The 23,733-nt window shown below is 30.5% G+C and carries 19 protein-coding genes; 15 read left to right on the forward strand and 4 right to left on the reverse strand.

Annotation, left to right across the window (positions count from 1 at the left end):
* Positions 1-117: 117 nt before the first annotated feature.
* The 4 genes from Q0762_RS07040 to nirB form a co-directional block, all read right to left on the reverse strand.
* A complete protein-coding gene (locus Q0762_RS07040) occupies positions 118-1,929 on the reverse strand; it encodes an ATP-binding protein (protein WP_298765259.1) in 1,812 nt (603 codons plus the stop codon).
* A gap of 15 nt (positions 1,930-1,944) precedes the next feature.
* Entirely contained in the window at positions 1,945-2,526 is a 582-nt protein-coding gene (locus Q0762_RS07045; RefSeq protein WP_298765261.1) for a DUF4202 domain-containing protein, read from the reverse strand.
* A 30-nt stretch (positions 2,527-2,556) separates the two neighbouring features.
* Complete coding sequence (nirD, locus tag Q0762_RS07050) at positions 2,557-2,934, reverse strand: nitrite reductase small subunit NirD (RefSeq protein ID WP_298765263.1); 378 nt, start codon at positions 2,932-2,934, stop codon at positions 2,557-2,559.
* Between the two features lie 240 nt (positions 2,935-3,174).
* On the reverse strand, positions 3,175-5,688 hold the full coding sequence (nirB, locus tag Q0762_RS07055) for a nitrite reductase large subunit NirB (protein WP_298765265.1): 2,514 nt from the start codon (positions 5,686-5,688) through the stop codon (positions 3,175-3,177).
* Positions 5,689-5,827: 139 nt separating this feature from the next.
* Here nirB and cobA point away from each other — a divergent pair, with 139 nt between their 5' ends.
* From cobA to Q0762_RS07130, 15 genes are all read left to right on the forward strand, one after another.
* Positions 5,828-6,601, forward strand: a complete 774-nt coding sequence (cobA, locus tag Q0762_RS07060) for a uroporphyrinogen-III C-methyltransferase (protein ID WP_298765267.1) — start codon at positions 5,828-5,830, stop codon at positions 6,599-6,601.
* Positions 6,602-6,632: 31 nt separating this feature from the next.
* Positions 6,633-7,349 (forward strand): Crp/Fnr family transcriptional regulator, encoded by a 717-nt coding sequence (locus Q0762_RS07065; protein ID WP_298765269.1) that lies wholly within the window; start codon positions 6,633-6,635, stop codon positions 7,347-7,349.
* Between the two features lie 223 nt (positions 7,350-7,572).
* Positions 7,573-8,958, forward strand: coding sequence for a CmpA/NrtA family ABC transporter substrate-binding protein (locus Q0762_RS07070; RefSeq protein WP_298765272.1), 1,386 nt, complete (start codon positions 7,573-7,575; stop codon positions 8,956-8,958).
* A 26-nt stretch (positions 8,959-8,984) separates the two neighbouring features.
* Entirely contained in the window at positions 8,985-10,091 is a 1,107-nt protein-coding gene (locus tag Q0762_RS07075; protein ID WP_298765275.1) for an ABC transporter permease, read from the forward strand.
* Positions 10,092-10,173: 82 nt separating this feature from the next.
* Positions 10,174-11,022, forward strand: a complete 849-nt coding sequence (locus tag Q0762_RS07080; RefSeq protein WP_298765277.1) for an ABC transporter ATP-binding protein — start codon at positions 10,174-10,176, stop codon at positions 11,020-11,022.
* Positions 11,023-11,100: 78 nt separating this feature from the next.
* Positions 11,101-11,859, forward strand: a complete 759-nt coding sequence (locus Q0762_RS07085; protein ID WP_298765300.1) for an ABC transporter ATP-binding protein — start codon at positions 11,101-11,103, stop codon at positions 11,857-11,859.
* A gap of 136 nt (positions 11,860-11,995) precedes the next feature.
* Entirely contained in the window at positions 11,996-13,240 is a 1,245-nt protein-coding gene (locus Q0762_RS07090; RefSeq protein WP_298765279.1) for an alginate export family protein, read from the forward strand.
* A gap of 120 nt (positions 13,241-13,360) precedes the next feature.
* Positions 13,361-14,023 (forward strand): response regulator transcription factor, encoded by a 663-nt coding sequence (locus Q0762_RS07095; RefSeq protein ID WP_298765282.1) that lies wholly within the window; start codon positions 13,361-13,363, stop codon positions 14,021-14,023.
* Positions 14,024-14,204: 181 nt separating this feature from the next.
* Positions 14,205-17,729, forward strand: coding sequence for a nitrate reductase (locus Q0762_RS07100; RefSeq protein ID WP_298765284.1), 3,525 nt, complete (start codon positions 14,205-14,207; stop codon positions 17,727-17,729).
* 3 nt (positions 17,730-17,732) lie between these two features.
* The gene (locus Q0762_RS07105; RefSeq protein ID WP_298765287.1) at positions 17,733-19,157 is read left to right on the forward strand and encodes a rubredoxin; all 1,425 of its coding nucleotides are present in this window, start codon (positions 17,733-17,735) and stop codon (positions 19,155-19,157) included.
* Between the two features lie 84 nt (positions 19,158-19,241).
* Positions 19,242-19,715, forward strand: coding sequence for a 23S rRNA (pseudouridine(1915)-N(3))-methyltransferase RlmH (gene rlmH / locus Q0762_RS07110; protein ID WP_298765289.1), 474 nt, complete (start codon positions 19,242-19,244; stop codon positions 19,713-19,715).
* A 350-nt stretch (positions 19,716-20,065) separates the two neighbouring features.
* A complete protein-coding gene (locus Q0762_RS07115; protein ID WP_298765291.1) occupies positions 20,066-20,647 on the forward strand; it encodes a non-canonical purine NTP diphosphatase in 582 nt (193 codons plus the stop codon).
* 26 nt (positions 20,648-20,673) lie between these two features.
* Positions 20,674-21,702 carry an iron ABC transporter permease gene (locus tag Q0762_RS07120; RefSeq protein WP_298765293.1) on the forward strand — a complete coding sequence of 343 codons (1,029 nt, stop codon included), beginning with the start codon at positions 20,674-20,676 and terminating at the stop codon, positions 21,700-21,702.
* 22 nt (positions 21,703-21,724) lie between these two features.
* Complete coding sequence (locus Q0762_RS07125) at positions 21,725-22,522, forward strand: ABC transporter ATP-binding protein (RefSeq protein ID WP_298765303.1); 798 nt, start codon at positions 21,725-21,727, stop codon at positions 22,520-22,522.
* Positions 22,523-22,593: 71 nt separating this feature from the next.
* On the forward strand, positions 22,594-23,634 hold the full coding sequence (locus Q0762_RS07130; protein WP_298765296.1) for a M28 family metallopeptidase: 1,041 nt from the start codon (positions 22,594-22,596) through the stop codon (positions 23,632-23,634).
* Positions 23,635-23,733: the final 99 nt, after the last annotated feature.

Consider the following 23,733-nt stretch of genomic DNA (forward strand, 5'->3'; position numbering starts at 1 on the left):
AAATAACAATGATTTTGAAAATAAAGAGATAATTACATGAATTATAAGGAGAAATCTAATTTTAAATACCAAAAAAGTATTTTTTTAAAATAAAAATTCAAAAAAAACAAAACCTATTTAGAGTGATAGGTTAATGACAACGCGGGTTCCTTTGTCTTTTTCTGAATTCATAAACAAACGCCCATTTATGTAACTAATGCGTTCTTTCATAAATAAAAGCCCCATACCTTTATCTGTTTCTGATGATTTTAATTCTTCCTTATTAAAACCTATACCATCATCTTCTATGGTAATACTTAACATACTTTTTGTATGATTAATTACAATTAAAATATAATTAGATTCTGCGTATTTAATAGCATTATTTACAGCTTCTTGCGTAATTCTATACAAATTGGTTTCTACCAAAGAATCTAAACGTTGGGCGAAATTGGTTTTATTGTCAAACAAAATATTTTTACCCGTTAATTTATTTAACTGCATCGTTAATTTTTGTAACGCGGGTGCAACTCCATAATCTGTTAATTCTGGTGGTGTTAAATTAAAGGTTGCCATTCTAACACCTTGTATAATTTGTTTTGTTAGTTGCTTTAAATTGTTTATTTTATTTGTTGAATTTGCTAAACTTTCTGTATTTATAGATTCTACCGTAAATTTTAAGGCAGTTAACATTTGCCCAATTCCGTCATGAATATCTTTTGCTACTCTTTTTCTTTCCTCTTCTTGTGCATCTATAATTTTACTAGAAAGTATTTTTTGTGCTTCTATTTCTTGGTTGTATTTCTGATTAGAAACTTCATTTAAAGTAGCTTCATTTAATTTTCTTCTTGAAATATTAGAACAGAGTATTAATATTTTTTTCTCTACACCAACACTCTTAATAGGAATTATAGACATTTCTAACCAAAGGTTATTTCCTGTATTTGTAGTAACCTCTACTTCTCCTTCCCAAATATTTTTACGATTTCTTATTAAATTTTTAAGATAAATTTGTTGCCCTTGATCTACTGTAAGCAATTCTTCTACAGATCCTTGCACTGTATTTGAAGACAGATTTAGTAAATTCTGAAACTTTTCACTCATATACAAAGCATCACCTTTTGTATTGGTACTTACAAATAAAACTGCGTTGTCTATAGCATAATTTAACTCTTGCAATTCTTGTAAAGATGCTTCTTTTTGATTGTACATTTTTTGCAGCTCCAATGCCTTTTCTTGCTCTTCTTCTTTAGATAATGAAAGTTGTTTTATAGTATCTCTTATCTTTAAAGAAATTGGCCTGAATAAAAATAGAATTTCTGTAGCTAAAATTAATAAGGATATTATTAATAACGCCCCTTCTAAAAATTTTAGCTTTTCTACTTTAGTTTTACTAATTTCATCATATTTAAATACAATAGCGTTCATCTTTGATAAAAATGAACTTTCATTGGCAAGAATAATAGTTAAATTATCATCAAAATTATTATTTAAGGCTGCATTTGAATTACCTGCATTTAGCAATAAACTTTCTACGGCTTTATGCATAGGTAAAAAATGAACATCTAAATCTTTAAACATTTTTAAGATTACCTTATTCATTTCTTTTGGCAACTCTAAATCTTTGTTACCTTTTTGTAAACTTTTATGAGAATTTACCCAAAGTTTATGGGTGTTTGATAAGGTTTTTAAAAGGGCTTTTTGTTGATTGGGGTTTGTGCTGTTTTTAAGTTGAAGTGCTTCTTTGGTTAACTTTTGACTTAACATTCTTTGACGCCCAGCAATATTAATAACTCTAGAATCATTAATTTGAGTGCTAATATGATCTTGAATTAAAAACTGAGCTATAATAATAGAAAATGCCACTGCTAAAAAAGCAAACAGATACAAACGCCTTAACTTTTTAAATATTTTGGCATCTAAACCGGTATTTTTATCAGTTTTTTTCATAGTTGCAGTTAAAAACTATGCCAAAGCTTTAGAAATTAATTGTGTTTCTTCTTCTGAAAAACGAATTTTTAATGCTGCTTCTTGTCCGTTTTTAGACATTTTACCCCAAGTTTTTTGTAGAATATCTATTAATTTTTCTTCGGTGTATTTTTTGGAAAACTTTTTAAAGTAATGTTTTAGAAACACCAAACAAATTACGTCTTCTAATAATTGGGTTTCTGTGTTTTTTTTCAATTGCTTTTTCTGCAATAAAAATTTTACGTTTTCTGTAACACTCGTATCATAACCTACTTTTTCTAGTATTTCTGCTGCTTTTTCTGCATGAAATTTATAGAGGTACTTTCTCCATTTTAAATAACCAACTCTATTCATTTCATAAGAATCTCTAGGAATTTCCCACCTGCAAATGTGCTGGCAACGTACTGCTAATTGTACTGCTTCTGAGGCATTAGGTTCAAATTCTTCTAAAGTTTCGCTCATTCTAATACCATAAAGTAATTCTTTTGGGTATTCTTTTTCTTGCCAAACTTCTTTGTTAGGATCTTTAGCGTTGGCTTGGTCAAATAATTCTAGTGCTTGGTTAAATTTATTTTTCAAGTGTTTTTTGTATTAATTAGAAATTCAAATCTATTCAGAAAATCCAACATACACACTATTATCTTCAATTTTTACAGGATAAGTTGCTATTGCATCTAAATCGCCGTTTAAATTTTCGCCATTTTCTAGAGAAAATGTTTTTTTGTGCAATGGGCAAGCTACTTTAGGAGTGCCTTTATCATCACCAATCATTCCTCTACTTAACACCATTTCTAATTTATGCGGGCAAAGGTTTTGACAAGCGTACCATTTATTTTCTCTAGTAAAGTTAAAAACCGCTATTTGTTTGTTTTTATATTTTATACAAGCACCGCCATCTTTAGGGAAATCTTTTACAGCTGCTGCTTTAAACCAAACTGTTACTTCTTCTACTTTTGTGGTTTTGTATTGTTGTAATATGTCTTGCATAATTTGTAATTTTAAAGTTTTCTCTTAATTTGTTTAAATTAAAAGCAACTTTTTGTGTTTTGAAAACTAATTTTTTACTTCTGGTTTATTTTTTTAATACGAACAAATCTTATAAAAAACATCAATGAATTAATAGACTTGCATTTTGCGTTAAGGATTGAAGCATTTGTTTGAGCTCTTTTTTCTTTTTCAGAAAAAAAGCGAGTGCGTAAAGCCTGTTAAAACGCCCAAAAAAATATTTTATGACCAAGGTTCTGGCATTTTTTGATCTCTTAAAGGCACAAAAACTAAATTATCATCGTTTTCTTCGCTATTTACAAAATGATTGAAACGTTTCATTACTTCAGGATCATTTATGGCTTGCGTCCATTCACACTCAAACTTATTTACTAAAGTTTGCATTTCCTCTTCTAAATCTGCTGCAATACCTAAAGAATCTTGTAAAATTACTTCTTTTAAATAGTCTAAACCACCTTCTAGACGCTCTTGCCATGCTGCTGTTCTTTGCAATGGTTTTGCTGTACGCATGTAAAACATTAAATACCTGTCTAAATATTTGATTACGGTTTCATTATCTATTTGTTCTGCTAGCAATTCTGCATGACGTGGTGTTGCACCACCGTTTCCACCAACATATAAATTCCAACCACCTTCTACAGCAATTAAACCAAAATCTTTACCACGTGCTTCTGCACATTCTCTAATACAGCCAGAAACGCCTCCTTTAATTTTGTGCGGTGCACGTATACCTCTGTATCTGTTTTCTAATTCGATACCAAAACTAACGGCTTCATCCATACCATATCTGCACCAAGTAGAACCTACACAGGTTTTTACTGTACGTAATGATTTTCCGTAAGCATGACCACTCTCAAAACCGGCGTCTACCAATTCTCGCCAAATATGTGGCAGTTGATTTAAGGTTGCCCCAAATAAATCTATACGCACACCACCAGTAATTTTAGTGTATAAATCGTATTTTTTAGCAACTTCTCCTAAAACAATTAGTTTGTCTGGTGTAATTTCTCCACCAGGAACTCTAGGCACTACAGAATACGTTCCGTTTCTTTGAATATTTGCTAAAAAACGATCATTAGAATCTTGAATTGCGTATTCTTTGTTTGCAGTATCTGCATTAATAGTTGCCATTAAAGAGGCAATTAAAGGTTTACACAATTCGCATCCATGACCACCATTTCCATGATTATCTAATACTTGATTAAAGTTTGTATATCCTTTTACTTGAATAATTTTATATAAATCTTGTCTGTTATAATCAAAATGTTCGCAAACAGTGTCTTTAACAGTAATTCCTAAAGATTTTAAAGTTGCATTGGTTAAATCTGCAACCATTGGTTTACAACCACCACAACCTGTACCTGCTTTTGTAATGCTTACAACACCAGCTACATCTGTTGCTTCTCCGTTTTCTATAGCGCTACAAATTTGCCCTTTTGTAACACTTTCACAAGAGCACACTTGTGCTTCATCTGGTAAATCTGTTACATCTCCTAAAGATGCAGCGCCATCTGTTGCTGGCAAAATTAATTCTGCCGGATTTTCTGGAATTTTCATTCCGTTTAAGAAAATTTGGTGTAACATGCTATAATCAGAAGCATCACCAACCATAATTCCTCCTAAAAGCGATTTTCCTTCTTTGTCTACATTAATACTTTTGTAGATGCCTTCGTAACCATTTTCGTATACAATTTCAACACCATTATTTTCATTTAAAGCATCTCCAAAACTAGCAACATCTATACCACTCAACTTTAATTTGGTAGACATATCTATTGCTGATGGCATTACTGCTTCTTTATCTTCTAAAATTTGAGCTACTGCAACTTCTGCCATATCATATCCAGGAGCTACCAAACCATAAATCATACTATTTAATAATGCACACTCGCCAATAGCAAATATATTTGGATCTGAAGTTCGCATATCATTAGTAACCAATATACCACCTCTTGTGCCTACTTCTAAATTACAAGTTTTAGCCAATTCATCTCGAGGTCTAATACCTGCAGAAACCAAAAGCATATCAAAAGGAGTAGTTTCCTCTTCAGAAAACTGCATTCCTGTTATTTTTTCTTCTCCTGTAATTTGTTGGGTAGCTTTACTTAAAAGAATTTCTATACCCAATGCCTCTAATTTTGTTTGAAGCGATTTACTAGCATCTGTATTTAATTGTCTAGGCATTAATCTTGGCGCAAATTCTACAACAGAAGTTTTTAAACCCATATCTACCAAAGCCTTTGCCGCTTCTAAACCCAAAAGCCCACCACCTAAAATTGCTGCTTTTTTTTGTGTTCCTTCTGCTTTTAATTTTGCTACGTAATTCATAGTAGCATCTAAATCTTCTATAGTTCTGTAAACAAAAACGCCTTCTTTCTCTATACCTTTTATAGGCGGTACAAATGCAGAAGAACCTGTGGCTAAAACAATATAATCATAATTATACGTCGTATCATCTGCTGTAGTTATGGTTTTAGATTTTCTACTGATATCTGTAACTCTAGCATTGGTAATTAAATCCACTTTATTTTCTTCATACCAAGAACGTGGTGCCATTTCTAAGGCTTTTGCATCTTTATTTTCAAAGTACTCACTTAAATGAACTCTATCATAAGCTGGTCTTGGTTCTTCTCCAAAAACAGTAATCGAAAAGTTTTTACTTGCTTCTTGCGCTACAAATTTTTCACAAAATTTATACCCTACCATTCCGTTACCAATAACTATTATTTTTTCCATATAAGTATACTTAATTATAATATTGCCACAAAAATACGTATTAATACGTAAATTAAAAGCATAAAACCTAGATTATTTACTCAAAACTAAGTATTTTTGTCAAAAACCTAATTATTATTATCTGTAAATAGCAATACCTATGAAAAATGATAAAAAAAATTATAAAGTGACATTAGTTGGTGCAGGACCAGGAGCTGTAGACTTAATAACCGTAAAAGGTTTAAATGCGATTAAAACTGCTGATGTTATTTTTTATGACGCGCTTGTAAATAAGGAACTCTTAAAAAACGCAAAACCAGATACCAATCTTATATATGTAGGTAAAAGATTTAATAATCACCGTTTTTCTCAAACTGAAATTAATACGTTATTGGCAGAATATGCCTTTACAAAAAATAATGTAGTACGCTTAAAAGGTGGTGACCCATTTGTATTTGGTAGAGGTTCAGAAGAAGTAGATTATTTAGAAAACTGCGGTATAGAAGTTGAAATTATACCAGGAATTAGCAGCGCATTAGCAGTGCCAACAAACCAAGGAATACCGCTTACTAAAAGAGGTGTAAACGAGAGTTTTTGGGTAATTACAGGCACAACCTCTAATGGAGAAATTTCTAAAGATATTATGCACGGAGCAAAATCTTCTGCTACTTTAGTTATTTTGATGGGATTGCGTAATTTTACAACTATATTAAATGAAGTGCTGAAATACAGACCCATAAATACTCCTTTTGCTATCATTCAAAATGGAACATTACAAAATGAAACTATTTGTATTGAAACATTAGAGAATTATAAAAACGCATTACCAAAAATAGACTACAAATCACCAGGAATTATTGTTATTGGTGATGTAGTTGCAGAGCACAATACATTTTTAGAAGAAGAAATTCAACGCGTTTTAGAAAATTATTAGTCATTTTAATGTTTAGTAAAACTATAGACTTATGCCAATTAACAACATACCGTGTACTTCTTGTAAAAACACAAATTGTTTAATTTACAAGCACATTAAAACGAAAGACTTCGAAAAATTTATTTCTGAAAAAAATACATTTTCCTGTAAAAAAGGACAACAATTTGTTATGGAAGGCGCCCCAACTAACGGTTTGTTTTTTATTCAAAGCGGAAAAGCAAAAGTAATAAAAACAGGTATTTATGGTAAAGAACAAATTTTACGTTTTGTAACAGACGGAGAAGTTATTGGACATAGAGGTTTTGGTGTAAGACAAAAATACTTTATTGGTGCGCTAGCTTTAGAAGATACTACACTTTGCAACTTTTCTGATAAAACCTTAAAGGAAATGCTGATTCAAATACCCGAGTTGACTTATGATTTTATGCTTTTTTATGCTGAAGAACTAAGTAAATCTGAAGAAAAAGTAAAAACATTAGCACAAATGACTGTTCGTGAAAAAGTAATAGATAGTCTCTTATATATTAATAGAAAATTTGGTGCAAACAAAAAAGGTTATTTAAACCTAATACTTAGCAGAAAGGAAATTGCAGATTTTGCAGGAACCACAGATGAACAGGTTACAAGAACCTTTTCTAATCTAAAAAAAGAAGGATACATTACCACAACTGGTAAAAGAATAGCTATTCAAAACATTAATGCCTTAAAAAAAGAAATTGCTGAACATAATTACTACCTAGCTAGTTAATTACGTAATAATAATTCCCCTAATAAATAAAAGTACTTAGGATTTCTAAGTACTTTTATTTTGTTTAAAACAAGGGTATTAACTAAAAAACCTGCTATAAAACAGATAATTAACTGATTAAAAAACTATAAAAATAATACGTTTTACATATTTCATTCTTAAATACCGATATATATTTGCCGTAAAATAAGTATTAATACGTAGATCAAAAACTTAACAAGAAATGAAATCTCTATTTAAAAAATCGACATTAGTTTTATCAGCTGCAGCATTGCTATTTGCTTGTGGTGGTAAAACAACCAAAAAAGAAACTACTACAGCAACAGTAGCAACCTCAAAAACAAAACAATTAGATATTGAAAAACCACAATTAACTTTTGGTTTCATCAAATTAACAGACATGGCTCCTTTGGCTATTGCTAAAGAAAAAGGTTTTTTCGAAGATGAAGGCTTGTTTGTTTCTGTAGAAGCACAATCTAACTGGAAAAACGTTTTAGATAGAGTTATTGATGGTCAATTAGACGGTTCTCACATGTTGGCTGGACAGCCAATTGCTGCTGGTGCAGGATTTGGTAGACAAGCAAAATTAATAACTGCCTTTTCTATGGATTTAAATGGAAATGGAATAACAGTTTCTAACGATGTTTGGTCTAAAATGAAGCCAAATGTGCCAAAAGATGGTAGTGGAAAACCTGTACACCCAATTAAAGCAGATGCTTTAAAACCAGTAATTACTGAATACAAAAACGCTGGTAAAGCATTTAAAATGGGAATGGTTTTTCCTGTATCTACTCACAATTACGAAATTAGATATTGGTTAGCTGCAGCTGGAATTCACCCAGGTATGTATACCAAAGAAAATGTACAAGGACAAATTGATGCAGAAGTTTTACTATCTGTTACACCTCCACCACAAATGCCAGCAACGTTAGAAGCAGGTACTATTTTTGGATATTGTGTAGGAGAACCTTGGAATCAGCAAGCAGTATTTAAAGGAATTGGTGTACCAGTAGTTACCAATTATGATATTTGGAAAAACAACCCAGAGAAAGTATTTGTAATGACAGAGAAGTTTGTAAAAGAAAACCCAAATACAGCAATTGCAGTAACTAAAGCATTAATTAGAGCTGGTAAATGGTTAGATAAGCCAGAAAACAGAAAAGAAGCTGTAGAAATTTTATCGATGTCTCAATACGTTGGTGCACCAGTAGAAGTTTTAGCAAATTCTATGACTGGAACGTTTGAATTTGAAAAAGGAGATAAAAGAGAAATGGAAGACTTTAACGTATTCTATAAGTACAATGCAACTTACCCTTTTTATTCTGATGGTATTTGGTTTTTAACTCAAATGAGAAGATGGGGACAAATTCCTGACGCAAAACCTGCAGGTTGGTATGCATCAACAATAAAAGATATTTATAGACCAGATATCTGGAAAAAAGCAGCAGCATTATTAGTTGAAGAAGGTAATATTCCTGCCTCAGACGTACCAACAACAGATGGTTACAAACCAGCTACGGCAGATTTTATTGATGGAACTACTTATGACGCTAAAGATCCAATTGGTTACATCAACAGTTTTAAAATAGGAAACAAAGATAAAAAGTAATTTACATATACATTAGATTTAAAATTATGAAAGCAAGTTTAACACTAGGAAAAGTATCTAATTTTTTAGGATTGGGAATTTTTACAACTTTAAAAGATTTATTTACCGGGAAATTAGAAAAAGAAGATTTTAAAGATTTCTTACGCAAGTCTATAGTACCGCTTGCTTCCATACTTTTATTTATTGGTTTATGGCATTTGGGTGCAAAATCTTTATACAATAGAGAGGCAGACTTTAAAATAGCTAAAGCACTAAAAGATCAAGGGCAAGTAGCTGCAGATGCTTTAACTGCTTGTATTGCTTCTGGAGAGTCTAGCTGCCAACCCAACACATTGCCATCTCCTGCTCAAGTTTGGGAATCTTTTCAATCTTTATTAAGAGATCATAACATTATTAGTGCAGATAAAGCTGCCTTTATAGAAAAAACAGCGGCTTTAAATGAAAAGAGAATTGCAGCCGGTAAAGATGCCATTGTATATACAGGAAGACCTTCTTTTGTAGATCAAATTTTTAGAAGTTTACAAACTGTTTTTGCTGGTTTTTTATTGGCTTTACTAATTGCTGTTCCATTGGGTATTTTTATAGGACTAAGTCCTACATTAAAAAGTTCTTTCAATTGGTTTATTCAAATCTTTAAACCAGTATCTCCTGTTGTATGGTATTTACTAGTTTTTATGATTGTAAAAACCATATTAATTGGTTCTACAAATGATAGTTCTTTTACCATTTCTTTTATTAGTGTTGGTTTATGTTCTATGTGGGCAACTTTAGTAAATACTGCTATGGGTGTTTCTTCTGTAGACAAAGATTACATTAATGTTGCCAAAGTATTAAAATTAGGAACATTTCAAAAGATATTTAAAGTAGTATTACCATCTTCTTTACCGTTGATTTTTACAGGTTTAAAAATAACGTTATCTGTAGCGTGGATGGTTTTAATTGCCATAGAGCTTTTAGCACAAAGTCCTGGTTTAGGATTATTTGTATGGGAAGAATTTCAGAATGGTGCAAACGATTCTAATGCTAAAATAATTGTAGCCATGTTTGCTATTGGTATTATTGGTTTTTTATTAGACAGAATTATGCTAAGCATTCAAAACTGGGTATCTTTTGATAAACAAGACGCTATTTAAAACATGTAATTGTTTAACTGTTTAATCATAAAAACGAAAACAATTAAACAATTAAACGCTACAACAATTAAACATAAAAAAAATGGCATATTTAGAATTAAATAATATTTATAAAACCTACGGGCAAGGTGATAATGAAACAGAAGTTTTATCTAACATCAACCTAAAAATAGAAGAGGGCGAATTTGTAGCTATTGTAGGCTTTACAGGAAGTGGAAAAACAACTTTAGTAAACTTAATTAATGGTTTAATTCAACCAACAAGTGGCGAAGTTTTATTTAAAGGAGAGCCTGTTATTGGCACAAGTCATGAGCGTGGTGTAATTTTTCAAAACTACTCTCTTTTACCTTGGTTAACAGTTGGTCAAAATGTATTTATGGCTGTTAAAGAAGCGTTTCCTAAGAAAAGTAAATCTGAATTAAATGAAATTGTTTCTAATTATGTAGAAATGGTAAGTTTAACGCCAGCTATCAACAAAAGACCTAAAGAATTGTCTGGTGGTATGCGCCAAAGAGTTGCTGTAGCAAGAGCTTTAGCCATGAAACCAGAAATGATTATTATGGATGAACCTTTAGGAGCCTTAGATGCTTTAACTCGTGGAAATTTACAAGATGAAATTTTAAATATTTGGGGTAAAGATAAACGTACTGCTTTGTTAATTACTAATGATGTAGATGAAGGCATTTATATGGCAGATAGAATTATTCCTTTACGTCCTGGACCAAAAGCTACTTTAGGACCAGAATTTAAAATCGATTTAGACCGCCCAAGAGACAAAACAGAAATGAATGACAACGCGAATTTTAAAGAAACCAGAAATGCAATTATAGAGTATTTAATGGATATTGGAAATGAGCGTAAATCTGAAGCAAAAGAAGAGTATGTGCTACCGGAATTAACACCAAAAGATTTTGTAAACCAATTTAGATAAAACAAGATGAGCATAATAACAGAAAATTCAATTACTAAAGAGGTTTTAAAAACAACAAGTTTTGCATCTAAAGATGTAATGTTAGATTTAAAAGATTTAAAAAAGGTTTACCCAACACCAAAGGGAGATTATGTAGTTTTAGAGAATTTAAATCTTCAAATTAAAAAAGAAGAATTTGTTACCATTATTGGGCATTCTGGTTGTGGAAAAACAACAATGCTTTCTATGATTGCTGGTTTAAACCCAATTTCTGGTGGAAATATATCTGTTTTAGGAAAACATATCAAAGGACCAGGACCAGATAGAGGTGTTATTTTTCAATCACCTAGTTTAATGCCTTGGATGACCTCTTTACAGAATGTATTATTAGGTGTAAATCAAGTATTTCCTCACGCTAGCAAAGCACAACGTAATGATATTGCAAAATATTATTTACAAAAAGTAGGTTTGGAAGATGCTTTTCACAAAAAAGCAAGTGAATTATCTCAAGGAATGCAACAAAGAGTTGGTATTGCAAGAGCGTTTGCCATTAAACCAAAAGTACTTTTATTAGACGAACCTTTTGGGATGTTAGATTCTTTAACAAGAGGAGAATTACAAGATATCTTAATAGAAATCTGGAATAAAGAAAAAATTACTGCGGTTATGATTACGCATGATGTTGATGAAGCTATATTTTTAGCCGACAGAGTGGTAATGATGACTAGTGGACCAAAAGCAAAGATTGGTGATGTTTTAGACATCAACTTTCAAAGACCACGAACTAGAAAATCTGTTTTAGAACATGATGATTATTATGCTTATCGTAAACATTTAATTGACTTTTTAGAGCACTAAGCACACAAAACAAGTAAACATTTTATAACAATAATCGGGAATATGAAAACCATATAATTTCATGTTTCTTGGGGGTAAACAACCAAAAATTAAACAAATTAACTCAACAAATAACACAAATTTAAAAACAAACAAAATGAAAAAACAACATTTAATCTTAGGGCTATTATTAGCGTGTTTTCAATTGGCAAGTGCACAATTTACATTAGAAGGAGAATTTAGACCGCGTTCTGAATATTTTGGAAACGGAGGTAACTTTACTGGTGGCTCTTTTCCTGCACAAACCGCGGTTAAGGGAGATGAAGGTTTTGTAAGAACTACTGTTAGAGCTGCTTTAAAAGCAACATACGCAACAGAAGCTTATAAAGTTCATATTAATTTTCAAGAAGTATTTGCTTTTGGAGATAGACAACAAATATCAACTGCAGGTAATGGGAATTTTAGAGTGCAAGAAGCTTGGGCAGACTTGAAACTAGGAGAATTTTCAACTTTAAAATTAGGTCGTCAGCAATTATCTTATGACGATCAAAGAATACTTGGTGGTCTTGGATGGGCACAACAAGCAAGAACGCATGATGCTGCAGTATTTAAATATAAAAAAGATGGTTATAATCTTGATATAGGAGCATCATTAAATACAACTACAGATGAAGTATATAATAATGTTACTCTTTTTACTTACAGAGATATGGTTTTTATGAGAGCTAATAAAAAGTTTGATAAACTTAATTTTTCTGCTTTAGCTTTAGTAAATACATTTCAAAATGGAACAGCTTTATCTCCAGCAGGAAGTAATAAAGCTACATTAATAACAGCTGGTTTACATGCAGGTTACAAAACAGGAGCTTTAGGATTAAGTACAAATTTATTTTTACAAGAAGGAAACAGAATGGTAGGTTCTTACCAAGATGTTAGTGGGGCTTATTTAGCAAGTTTAGACGCTACATTAAAAGCAAGTGATAAAGTTACTTTATTAGCTGGTATTGAGTCTATTTCAGGAGCTCAAGATGATTCTGCAGGATTCTTTCCTTTATTTGGAACAAACCATAAATTTAATGGTTTAATCGATCGTTTTTATGTTGGTAATCATGCAAATGCTAATGGTTTAGTAGATATTAATTTTGGTGCAAAATTTGCTTTACCTAAAGGATACAACCTAACTGCAAAATTTCATAACTTCTCAGAAGAATCAGGAGATGGTAATGCTTTAGGTAACGAATTAGATCTTGTAGTTGCTAAAGGATTTAAAGGATATAAATTAGTAGGTGGTTACTCTCACTTTTTTGAGCCAGATACAGCTCCTGCAAATGCAAAAGATACTCAAAACTGGGCATGGTTAATGCTAGTCATAAAACCAAAATTCTTAAACGGTTTAAAATAATTAACTATTTAGTTTGTTAATGGATGAAACCTGAAGAGTATTATTTCTTTGGGTTTTGTTTTTTTGAAATTTTAAGTATATTTACGTAAATTTGTTAAAATATTATAAAATTATAAAAAAATGTCTATAAGAGTTTTATTAGCAGATGACCATACTATTGTTAGAGACGGCATTAAATATCTTTTAGAAGAAGAAGAAAATATAAAGATTATTGGAGAAGCATCAAACGGGCAAGAAGCGTTGCAGTTTATTAAAAATAATGAAACTGACTTGCTAATTATAGACGTAAGAATGCCAAAAATGAATGGTATTGAAGCAGTTGGTATCTTAAACCAAACCCCAACAAACACAAAATCCATTGTACTTTCTATGCATGATTCTGAAGAATACATCTTAAAATCTATAGAAGCTGGTGCAAATGGTTACCTGTTAAAAGATACAGATAAAAAGGAATTTATAAAGGCTATTAATACCGTTTATGAAGGTGGAAAATACTTTAGTGGGGATATTTCTAACGTAATCGTATCTAACTTACTTAAAAAATCTACTCAAAAAGAAACAACTGAACCTAAAAAGGTTATTGAAGAAGATTTTGGACTCACTAAAAAAGAAAAGCAAATCTTACCACTTATTTTGTCTGGCAAAACAAATGCAGAAATCTCTGAGATTTTACAAAATAGTAAACGCACTATAGAAACGCATCGTTTTAATATGATGAAAAAAATGAATGTAAAAAACTTAATAGAACTTTCTTCCAAAGCAGCTCAGTTAGAATTAAATTAAACATACCAACACTCCCCTACTTCTTACCAATTTTCTATAAAATTGTTGTTTTATCAATATAAATACATACAAATCTATATAAAACTATCAATTTCATAAAATTAATACGTAATTTTTACAAATAAAAAACTACGTATTAATACGTAATATTGTATTTTTGAGACAATAAATAAATAATTTTATGTCTAAAGCAAAATCTTATAAATCTATCTGTTCTTATTGCGGTGTAGGTTGTGGTATTATAGTTAATAAAGATACCAAAGGCCGTTTGTCTGTAAAAGGAGATCCAGATTACCCTGTAAATAAAGGAATGTTATGTTCTAAAGGGATGAATCTAAACTACGTTGTGCAAGACCAAAAAGATAGGATTCTAAAACCACAAATGCGCTGGAGTAGAAATCATCCAATGCAAGAAGTTAGTTGGGACAATGCTTTAGATAGAGCTGCAGCAGTTTTTAAATCAATTATAAAAAAACATGGTTCAGACAGTGTTGGCTTTTATGTTTCTGGCCAGTGTATTACAGAAGAATATTACATTATAAACAAGTTAGCCAAGGGATTTATTGGTACAAATAATATAGATACCAACTCTAGACTTTGTATGAGCTCTGCTGTTGTAGGTTATAAAAAATCTATTGGAGATGATACAGTACCTATTGCTTATGAAGATATAGAAAAAGCAGATTGCTTTTTTATTGCAGGGGCTAATCCTGCTTGGTGCCATCCTATTTTATTTAGAAGATTAGAAAAACATAAAGAAGAAAATCCTAATGTTAAAATTGTAGTTGTAGATCCTAGAAAAACACAAACTTGTGCAATTGCAGATTTGCATTTACAAATTATTCCTGGTACAGATGTAGTGTTATACAACGCCATTGCCAGAAGATTAATAGAAAAGAATAAAGTAGATAAAAAATTTATTAAAAATCATACTACAGATTACGAAAATCTTAAAGAATTTGTTTTTAAAACATCTATTTCTAAAGCTGCTACAATTTGTGGTGTTACTGTTAATGAAATAAAAAAAGCAGCACAGTATATAGGGCAATCTATGGGCTTTATTAGCATGTGGACTATGGGTTTAAACCAAAGTGTTATTGGGGTAGATAAAAATGTTTCGCTTTTAAATTTATCACTTTTAACAGGGCAAATTGGTAAACCAGGTGCTGGTCCGTTTTCTCTTACAGGACAACCAAACGCCATGGGCGGAAGAGAAGTTGGCGGAATGGCAAATTTACTTGCAGCTCACAAAGATTTAGCAAATCCTGTGCACAGAGCAGAAGTTTCTAATTTTTGGGGAGGAAAACAAATTTCTGAAAAACCAGGACTTACAGCTACAGAAATGTTTGATGCTTTAAACTCGGGTAAGTTAAAAGCAATTTGGATTGTTTGTACCAATCCTGTGGTAAGTTTACCAGACGCTTTACAAGTAGAAAATGCGCTTAAAAAAGCCAATTTTGTTATTGTACAAGATATTTCTCACAATTCTGAAACCACAAAATATGCAGATTTATTGTTACCAGCTGCTGGTTGGTTAGAGAAAGAAGGTACTATGACAAATTCAGAACGTAGAATTAGCTACCTAGACAAAGGAATAGAACCTCCTGGTGAAGCATTACCAGATGTTGAAATTTTTACAAGATTTGCTCAAAAAATGAATTTTGAAGGTTTTAACTACAAAAATAATAGCGAAATTTTTGATGAACATTGTATGCTAACCAAAAATACAAGCATAGATATTTCTGGTTTATCTTACAGCAGATTGCAAAACGAGGGTAGTTTTCAATGGCCTGTTCCAAATAAAACGCATAAAGGAACTGCACGTTTGTTTACAGACAACCAATTTTATACGGCAACTCAAAAAGCAAATTTTAACGTACCAAAATTTACAGAAAATCAATCTGAAAAAATATCATCAGAATTTCCTTTAATTTTAACTACTGGTCGTATTAGAGATCAATGGCATACTAGAACAAGAACAGGTAAAGTAAATCGTTTAGAAACACATATTAAATCTCCGTATTTAGAAATGAATGGAGTTGATGCTTTTGAAAGAGGCATTAAAGAAGGCGATATTGCAACAATTAACAATAAAAGAGGAACTGTAAGGGTTAAAGTTAATTTTAGTTATGATATTAGAAAAGGTGTTGTTTTTATGCCAATGCATTGGGGTAAAATTCTAGGTAATGATTTTGGTAGAGCAAACAACTTAACCAACAATTTAGTAGATCCAATTTCTAAAGAACCCGATTTTAAATTTAGTGCCGTTCAAGTAACAAAATATAAAAAACAACATCAAAAAGTATGTATTATTGGCGCTGGTGCAGCTGCATACCGTTTTGTGCAAAGCTATAGAGAACGTAATACAGAAGATGAGTTAACCATCTTTTCTAAAGAAGAAAACTCTTTTTACAATCGTGTATTACTACCAGAATATGTAAGTGAAGAGCTTTCTTGGAAAGAATTAGAAAAATTAAAAAAAGGTGAGGTAAACAAACTAAAAGTTAATCTACTTTCTGGAGTTTCTATAAATCATATTAATAGAAACCTTAAAATAATTACAGATAGTAATCAAAAAGAACATCAATACGATTTACTAATAATGGCTACAGGTAGTAGAGCTTTTGTACCAAATAATGTACAGTTAAATTTACCTGGTAGGTTTACCTTAAGAAGTAAAACAGATGCAGACAGGTTAAAAAATCATTTAGACAATACAGGTTTACCAGAAGAAAAACAACATGTAGTTATAGTTGGTGGTGGTCTTTTAGGTTTAGAACTTGCGGCTACTTTAAACAAAAAGAAAATTCAAATTACAATTATACAACGTGCTTCTCGTTTAATGGAGCGTCAGTTAGATTTAATTGCAAGTCGTTTATTGGCAGAAGATGTACAAGATAGAGGCATTCAAACGTATTTTGATAATGAAGTAGACACTGTTTTTGAAGGTTTAAATGCTAATGAATTAGAAATTACACTTAAAACAGGTAAAGTTATACACAGTAATGCCATTGTATATGCCATTGGTACCATACCAAATGTAGAATTGGCTAAACAAAGTAAACTAGATACAAGAAGAGGCGTAATTGTAAATCAACATTTACAAACTAGTGATAATGATGTTTTTGCTTTGGGTGAAATTGCTGAATTCAAAAATGCATTATATGGTATTACTTCTGCAGCAGAACAACAAGCAGATATTGCTGTAAACTACATTTTAGGAGATTTAAGTAGTATTTATAACGGCTCTGTTTTAATGAACATTCTAAAATTTGAAGATTTAGATTTATGCAGCATTGGTATGGTAACCGTTCCTAAAAACGATTTTTCTTATGAAGAAATTATTTTTATGGATGTCTCTCAGAAATACTACAAAAAATGCATTATTAAAGATGATAAATTAGTAGGTGCAATTTTAATGGGTGATAAGAAAGAGTTTGCTGAATTTAAAACCTTAATTGAAGATGAAATTGAATTGGCAGACAAAAGAGAAGCCATTTTAAGATCTAATAAATCTTCTGTGCCTGTAAAAGGGAAATTGGTATGCACATGCAGCCAAATTGGTGAAGGTAATTTAGAAGAAGAAATAGAAAAAGGTTGTACAGATTTTAATACCTTATGTAAACTTACAGGTGCTGGTTTAGGCTGTGGAAGTTGTAAACCAGAAATAAAAGATATTTTAAAAATGAATTTAGCAAGCGTATAAATTATGGTAGATTTAAAAAGAGTTTTTATAAAAGGAGGTATTTTATCACCAAGTGAACTAAAGCAAATTTTAAACTATGCCACTGCTTTAGGTTTAGATTCGCTACATTTTGGGTCTAGGCAAGATATTATCTTTCCAGAACACCCAAAAAACACAGCAATAGACAATCAGTTTCCAGAACTAAGTACCAGCATGATTTCTGATACTGAATTTGATAACTTGGTTTGTTCTTATGTTTCTGCAGATATATTTACCAACACTTCTTGGTTAAGCGGTGTTACGTATTTGTATATTTTAGAAAGTTTTAAATATCAACCTAAACTAAAGGTAAATATTACAGATCCTAAACAAGAATTGGTACCTATATTTAATGGTGAACTTAATTTTATAGCTTCAGAAAATGAAGATTATTGGTATTTACATTTGATATTACCAAATTGGGAAAAACCAGTTTATTACCCTGTTTTAATTTACAGCTGGGATATTTCTAAAATAGCAAAAACAATAGAAGACATCTATAAAGATGCAGATGATATTCATGAACTTTTTACATTAGTAAACGATATTGTTGAAACCAATAACAGAACTATAGAAGCACCTTTAAAAATTGCTTTTAAACCTTTTCCATATTATGAAGGAATGAATAAAATGGGAATTAATCAATATTGGTTAGGCTTATATTGGAGAAACAATAGGTATTATTTAGATTTCTTAAAAGAATTTTGTGATTTCTGTTTAGACAACAGAGTTGGTAAAATTTGTATTACACCATGGAAATCTATCATTGTAAAAGGAATACCTAAAACCAGCAAACTAATGCTAGAAAAGCTTTTGGGTAAATCTGGTATTAATGTAAGGCATTCTTTACTAGAATTAAATTGGCATTTACCCGTAAATGACGATGAAGCATTAACTTTAAAAAAGTTTATTGTACAAAACTTCGATCAAAATGATATTAGTACTTATGGACTTACTTTTGCAATTTCTAACAGTTCAGACAAAAGAAAGTACTTTACTTCTATTGTAATTGAAAAAAATAACGCGCCAAAAATTGTAAAAGATTATCAAGTTAGGCCTACTTACAACGTATTATACTGTGAAAATTTTAACCCAAACACTCAAAAATACATTGTGTACGCACAAGATGTAGATAAAATTGAGGTTTCTGGCTTATTAATGGAACTTAGTAAAAATTATTTCAATCAGTTTGGTAATGAAATTACGGATGATGAAACCGATAAAGCTCCAGAAATAATTGTAAAAAAAGAAGCACATCAATGCCAAGAATGTTTAACCGTTTACAGCGAAACTTACGGAGATCAAAAAAATAATGTTGCTGCAGGCACACTTTTTAAAGACTTAAATACTACTTTTAAATGCTCGGTTTGTGATGCTCCAATAACTAGCTTTCAATTAATTGAAATTTAATAGCTAGGCATTTCCTTTTATTGCTAGTAATCTAATAACTTTGTAAAGCTATTGCGTTTCACTAATTATTTGATATTACAAAAAATGAAAATTAAATTACTAGCTATTGGAAAAACAGACAACAAACACTTAATTGCACTAATAGAAGAATATCAAAATAGATTAAAACATTATATAAAATTTGAACTTCAAATTATTCCTGATATTAAAAATGTTAAGAATTTAAGTGAAATTCAACAAAAAGAAAAAGAAGGCGAACTTATTCTATCGAAATTACAAAACACAGATGTTTTAGTTTTGTTAGACGATAAAGGAAAACACTACACATCTATGGAGTTTTCCAAATATCTTCAGAAAAAAATGAACGCTGGTATTAAACAACTAGTTTTAGTAATTGGCGGACCTTATGGTTTTTCTGATGCTGTATATAAAAAATCTACAGGAAAAATATCGCTTTCTAAAATGACATTTTCGCATCAAATGATTCGTCTTTTTATAATAGAACAAATTTATAGAGGTTTTACCATTTTAAAGAATGAACCTTATCATCATGAGTAACTTCTCCAATAGATTTCAGCTAATTAGATAACAAGTTTTATTAATTATCCTATAATTTTTATTTAAAAAATAGGTTTCATTTAAATTGTTTGTAAACCTTTAGCGGTTTTACATATTTGGTATAAAAAAACTACTTCAAGAATTAAAATTGGAATTACAAAAAACAAAGCTACAGGAAACAAAATAACCGTTATTAATAACCAAATACTTCCATAAAAACCAACAATAACAACAGTTTTAGGCTTTTAAGTTTCTTGCAATTTACATTATATTTTTAAGTTTTTCTTCTGAAACAAACATAAATACTAACTTATAAATTGATTACATTTGTGAAAAATCTACGTAAATTAATGAAACTAGTTTTTGCCACAAACAACCTTAACAAACTAAAAGAGGTACAAGAAATGCTACCTAATTCTATACAATTATTAAGTTTAAAAGATATTAATTGTTTTGATGAAGTTGAAGAAACAGAAACGACTTTAGAAGGCAACGCAAAACTAAAAGCAGATTATATTACTAAAAAATTTGGTTACCATTGTTTTGCAGATGATACTGGTTTAGAAGTAGAAAGTTTAAACGGTAAACCAGGTGTGTATTCTGCACGTTATGCAGGAGAACCAGCAAATGCAGAAAATAACATGCTAAAATTATTAACTGCACTAAAAAATAAAGAAAACAGAAAAGCACAATTTAGAACAGCAATCTGTTTAAATTTAGATCATAAACAATTTATTTTTGAAGGTGTTTGCAAAGGAGAAATTTTAACCGAAAAACAAGGAAACAAAGGTTTTGGTTACGACCCTATTTTTAAACCACAAGGTTTTACTGAATCTTTTGCCCAAATGAATTCTAATGATAAAAATAAGGTTTCTCACAGAGGACTTGCCATTCAGCAATTGGTAGAATTTTTATCAAATTATAAAAAATAAATTCCTGCCTAGGCAAGAATTATAAAATGGAACAAAAAAACTACAAAAAACATTTTGCTCTCTTATTCCTTTTACTGCTAATTTTGTTTTTAACAAACATTAGTTTGGGTTCTGTTAACATACCTTTTAAAGAAATTTTAAAAACTTTATCGGGTAGAATTGCCACCAAAGAAAGCTGGGAAATTATTATTTTAAACTTTAGACTACCTAAAGCTATTACAGCAATTTTAGTAGGTTCTGGTTTATCTGTTGCTGGTTTATTAATGCAAACCTTATTTAGAAATCCACTTGCAGGCCCATTTGTTTTAGGCGTTTCATCTGGTGCAAGTTTAGGTGTAGCCTTATTTATTTTGGGCACATCTTTATTTGGTGGTTTCCTTTTAACAGATGTATTTTCTAGTTGGTCTATACCAATAGCTTCTAGTTTTGGCGCTTTTCTTGTTTTATCTGCTGTTATTTTAGCATCTTATAGAGTTAAAAACACCATGTCTATTTTAATTATTGGTTTAATGTTTGGCAATTTTACTGCTGCAATCATAGCTGTTTTGGCTTATTTTAGTCCTGCAGAACAAATTCAGCAATATATATTTTGGAGTTTTGGTAGTTTAGGGAATTTATCTTGGAGTGAATTATCAATATTTTCTTCAATTTACACCATTGCTTTATTAGCTACCTTATTTATTACAAAACCGTTAAACAGCTTTTTACTAGGAGAAAATTATGCAAAAAGTTTAGGAATCAACATTAAAAAAAATAAAAATATTATTTTACTAATTACCTGTGTATTAACAGGTGTAATTACCGCTTTTGCAGGTCCAATTGCATTTATAGGTTTGGCTGTACCACATATTGCCAGATTAGTATTTACAACTTCAAATCATAAAATATTAATACCTGCTGTAGTAATTTTAGGTGCAATAATTTTATTAATTTGCGATACCATTGCACAATTACCAGCAAATGAATTCACTTTGCCTATAAATGCAATTACTTCCCTTTTTGGAGCACCAATAGTAATTTGGTTATTGCTTAGAAAAAAGAAATTATATATTTAACGTAATTCAAAAACTATTTAAAATTAAAAACAGCAACGCACATATTGTTTTAAGAACAGAGAATTTATCTATTGGTTTTCCTCAGAAAAAAAAAGATAAAATTATATTATCTGATATAAATATTGCCATAGAAAAAGGGCAGTTTATTAGTGTTTTGGGTAAAAACGGAATTGGAAAATCTACTTTATTAAGAACGTTTTCTAAGGTTCAAAAAACTGTATTGGGCAGTATTTATTTTGATGAAAAAAATCTAGAAGAATACACAGAAAATCAACTTTCTAAAAAATTAAGTTTAGTCTTAACAGAACGTTTACCAGAAAGTCAGATAACAGTTTTTGAATTAATTGCATTAGGAAGACAACCCTATACCAATTGGCTAGATAAACTTACGAATTTAGATTTAGAAAAAGTAAATACAGCAATTAACCAAACCGAAATTAACCACTTAAAAAACAGAAAGTTTTTTGAATTAAGTGACGGCCAATTGCAACGCGTTTTAATAGCAAGAGCATTGGCACAAGATACAGAGGTTATAATCTTAGATGAACCCACTGCACATTTAGACATTCATCAAACAGTTTTAATTTTTTCGCTTTTAAAAAAACTAGTAAAAGAAACCCGTAAAACAATTATTATTTCTTCTCACGAGGTAAATTTGGCCATACAGTTATCTGATAAATTATTGATTTTAAATGATAAAAAAGTACTTTTTAACACAACAGAAAATTTAATAAATCAAAACGCTTTTACAAGTCTTTTTCCTAATAATTTAATAAAATTTAACAAAGAATTGCAACAGTTTGTCATCAACAAAATTTAATTTTGAAGAAAATGTAACTTTTCGTTATTTTTGATTTTTAATTCACAACAAATAAGATAACTTTTTAATAGATGAAAAAAATACTTTATGTTGCTAGTGCATTGGCTTTTATGGCTTGTGGTTCTAGTAAAGATGCATTTAATGATGATGCTAACAAAGACCAATCAGCTAAATATGCGAGTACAATAACAGCTAAAGATTTAGGAGAACATTTATTTACATATGCTTCTGATGAGTTTGAAGGTAGAGAAACTGGTGAACCTGGTCAAAAAAAAGCAGTAGAATATTTAAAAAACTTTTACATTAATCAAGGTATTATAAGTCCTTTAGGTGGCAATGACTATTTTCAAGAAGTACCCGCAGATTGGATTAATAAAAACACCAGAAGAGGGGAATTTAAAGACTCCGAAAATGTAGTTGCCTTTATTAAAGGTTCTGAAAAACCAGATGAAATTATTGTAATTTCTGCACATTTAGACCATGAAGGTGTAAAAGATGGTGAAGTGTATAATGGTGCAGATGATGATGGCTCTGGAACTGTGGCTATGTTAGAAATAGCAGAAGCTTTTCAAATGGCAGTAAAAAATGGTAAGGGCCCAAAACGTTCTATCTTATTTTTACATGTTACTGGTGAAGAAAAAGGCTTGTTAGGTTCTAAATATTATACAGACGTAGATCCTATTTTTCCTTTAGCAAACACTGTTTGTGATTTAAATATTGATATGATTGGTAGAATTGATGACAGACACAAAACAGATCCTAACTTTGTGTATTTAATTGGTTCAGACAAGTTAAGCACAGAATTACACAACTTATCTGAAAGAGTAAATGAAAAATACACAAAAATTAATTTAGATTATAAGTATAATGATGAGAATGATCCTAATAGATTTTACTACAGATCTGACCATTATAATTTTGCTAAGAATAATGTGCCTATTATCTTTTACTTTAATGGTACGCATGCAGATTATCACAAACCAACAGATACACCAGACAGAATTAACTATGAACTATTAGAAAATAGAGCGCGTTTAGTTTTTCATACAGCTTGGGAAGTTGCAAATCAAGAAACAAGAATTATTGCAGACAAAGCGCAATCTGCAAAATAATTTAAATATTATTGCATTAAAAAAGCACTTTCAGAAGTAGCAGACTTATAAATAACAATTCTAAAAAAAACCATTTAAAATTTATAAATTTTAGATGGT

The organism is uncultured Polaribacter sp., from assembly GCF_947495205.1.
Lineage (GTDB): Bacteria > Bacteroidota > Bacteroidia > Flavobacteriales > Flavobacteriaceae > Polaribacter.

Excerpts from the sequence above, each read along its gene's own strand:
- Q0762_RS07120 (WP_298765293.1), top strand. The coding sequence starts at position 20,674 with ATGGAACAAAAAAACTACAAAAAACATTTTGCTCTCTTATTCCTTTTA.
- Q0762_RS07075 (WP_298765275.1), top strand. The coding sequence starts at position 8,985 with ATGAAAGCAAGTTTAACACTAGGAAAAGTATCTAATTTTTTAGGATTG.
- rlmH (WP_298765289.1), top strand. The coding sequence starts at position 19,242 with ATGAAAATTAAATTACTAGCTATTGGAAAAACAGACAACAAACACTTA.
- nirB (WP_298765265.1), bottom strand. The coding sequence starts at position 5,688 with ATGGAAAAAATAATAGTTATTGGTAACGGAATGGTAGGGTATAAATTT.
- Q0762_RS07090 (WP_298765279.1), top strand. The coding sequence starts at position 11,996 with ATGAAAAAACAACATTTAATCTTAGGGCTATTATTAGCGTGTTTTCAA.
- Q0762_RS07065 (WP_298765269.1), top strand. The coding sequence starts at position 6,633 with ATGCCAATTAACAACATACCGTGTACTTCTTGTAAAAACACAAATTGT.
- nirD (WP_298765263.1), bottom strand. The coding sequence starts at position 2,934 with ATGCAAGACATATTACAACAATACAAAACCACAAAAGTAGAAGAAGTA.
- Q0762_RS07040 (WP_298765259.1), bottom strand. The coding sequence starts at position 1,929 with ATGAAAAAAACTGATAAAAATACCGGTTTAGATGCCAAAATATTTAAA.
- Q0762_RS07105 (WP_298765287.1), top strand. The coding sequence starts at position 17,733 with ATGGTAGATTTAAAAAGAGTTTTTATAAAAGGAGGTATTTTATCACCA.
- Q0762_RS07080 (WP_298765277.1), top strand. The coding sequence starts at position 10,174 with ATGGCATATTTAGAATTAAATAATATTTATAAAACCTACGGGCAAGGT.
- Q0762_RS07085 (WP_298765300.1), top strand. The coding sequence starts at position 11,101 with ATGTTAGATTTAAAAGATTTAAAAAAGGTTTACCCAACACCAAAGGGA.
- Q0762_RS07115 (WP_298765291.1), top strand. The coding sequence starts at position 20,066 with ATGAAACTAGTTTTTGCCACAAACAACCTTAACAAACTAAAAGAGGTA.
- Q0762_RS07070 (WP_298765272.1), top strand. The coding sequence starts at position 7,573 with ATGAAATCTCTATTTAAAAAATCGACATTAGTTTTATCAGCTGCAGCA.
- Q0762_RS07100 (WP_298765284.1), top strand. The coding sequence starts at position 14,205 with ATGTCTAAAGCAAAATCTTATAAATCTATCTGTTCTTATTGCGGTGTA.
- Q0762_RS07095 (WP_298765282.1), top strand. The coding sequence starts at position 13,361 with ATGTCTATAAGAGTTTTATTAGCAGATGACCATACTATTGTTAGAGAC.
- cobA (WP_298765267.1), top strand. The coding sequence starts at position 5,828 with ATGAAAAATGATAAAAAAAATTATAAAGTGACATTAGTTGGTGCAGGA.
- Q0762_RS07130 (WP_298765296.1), top strand. The coding sequence starts at position 22,594 with ATGAAAAAAATACTTTATGTTGCTAGTGCATTGGCTTTTATGGCTTGT.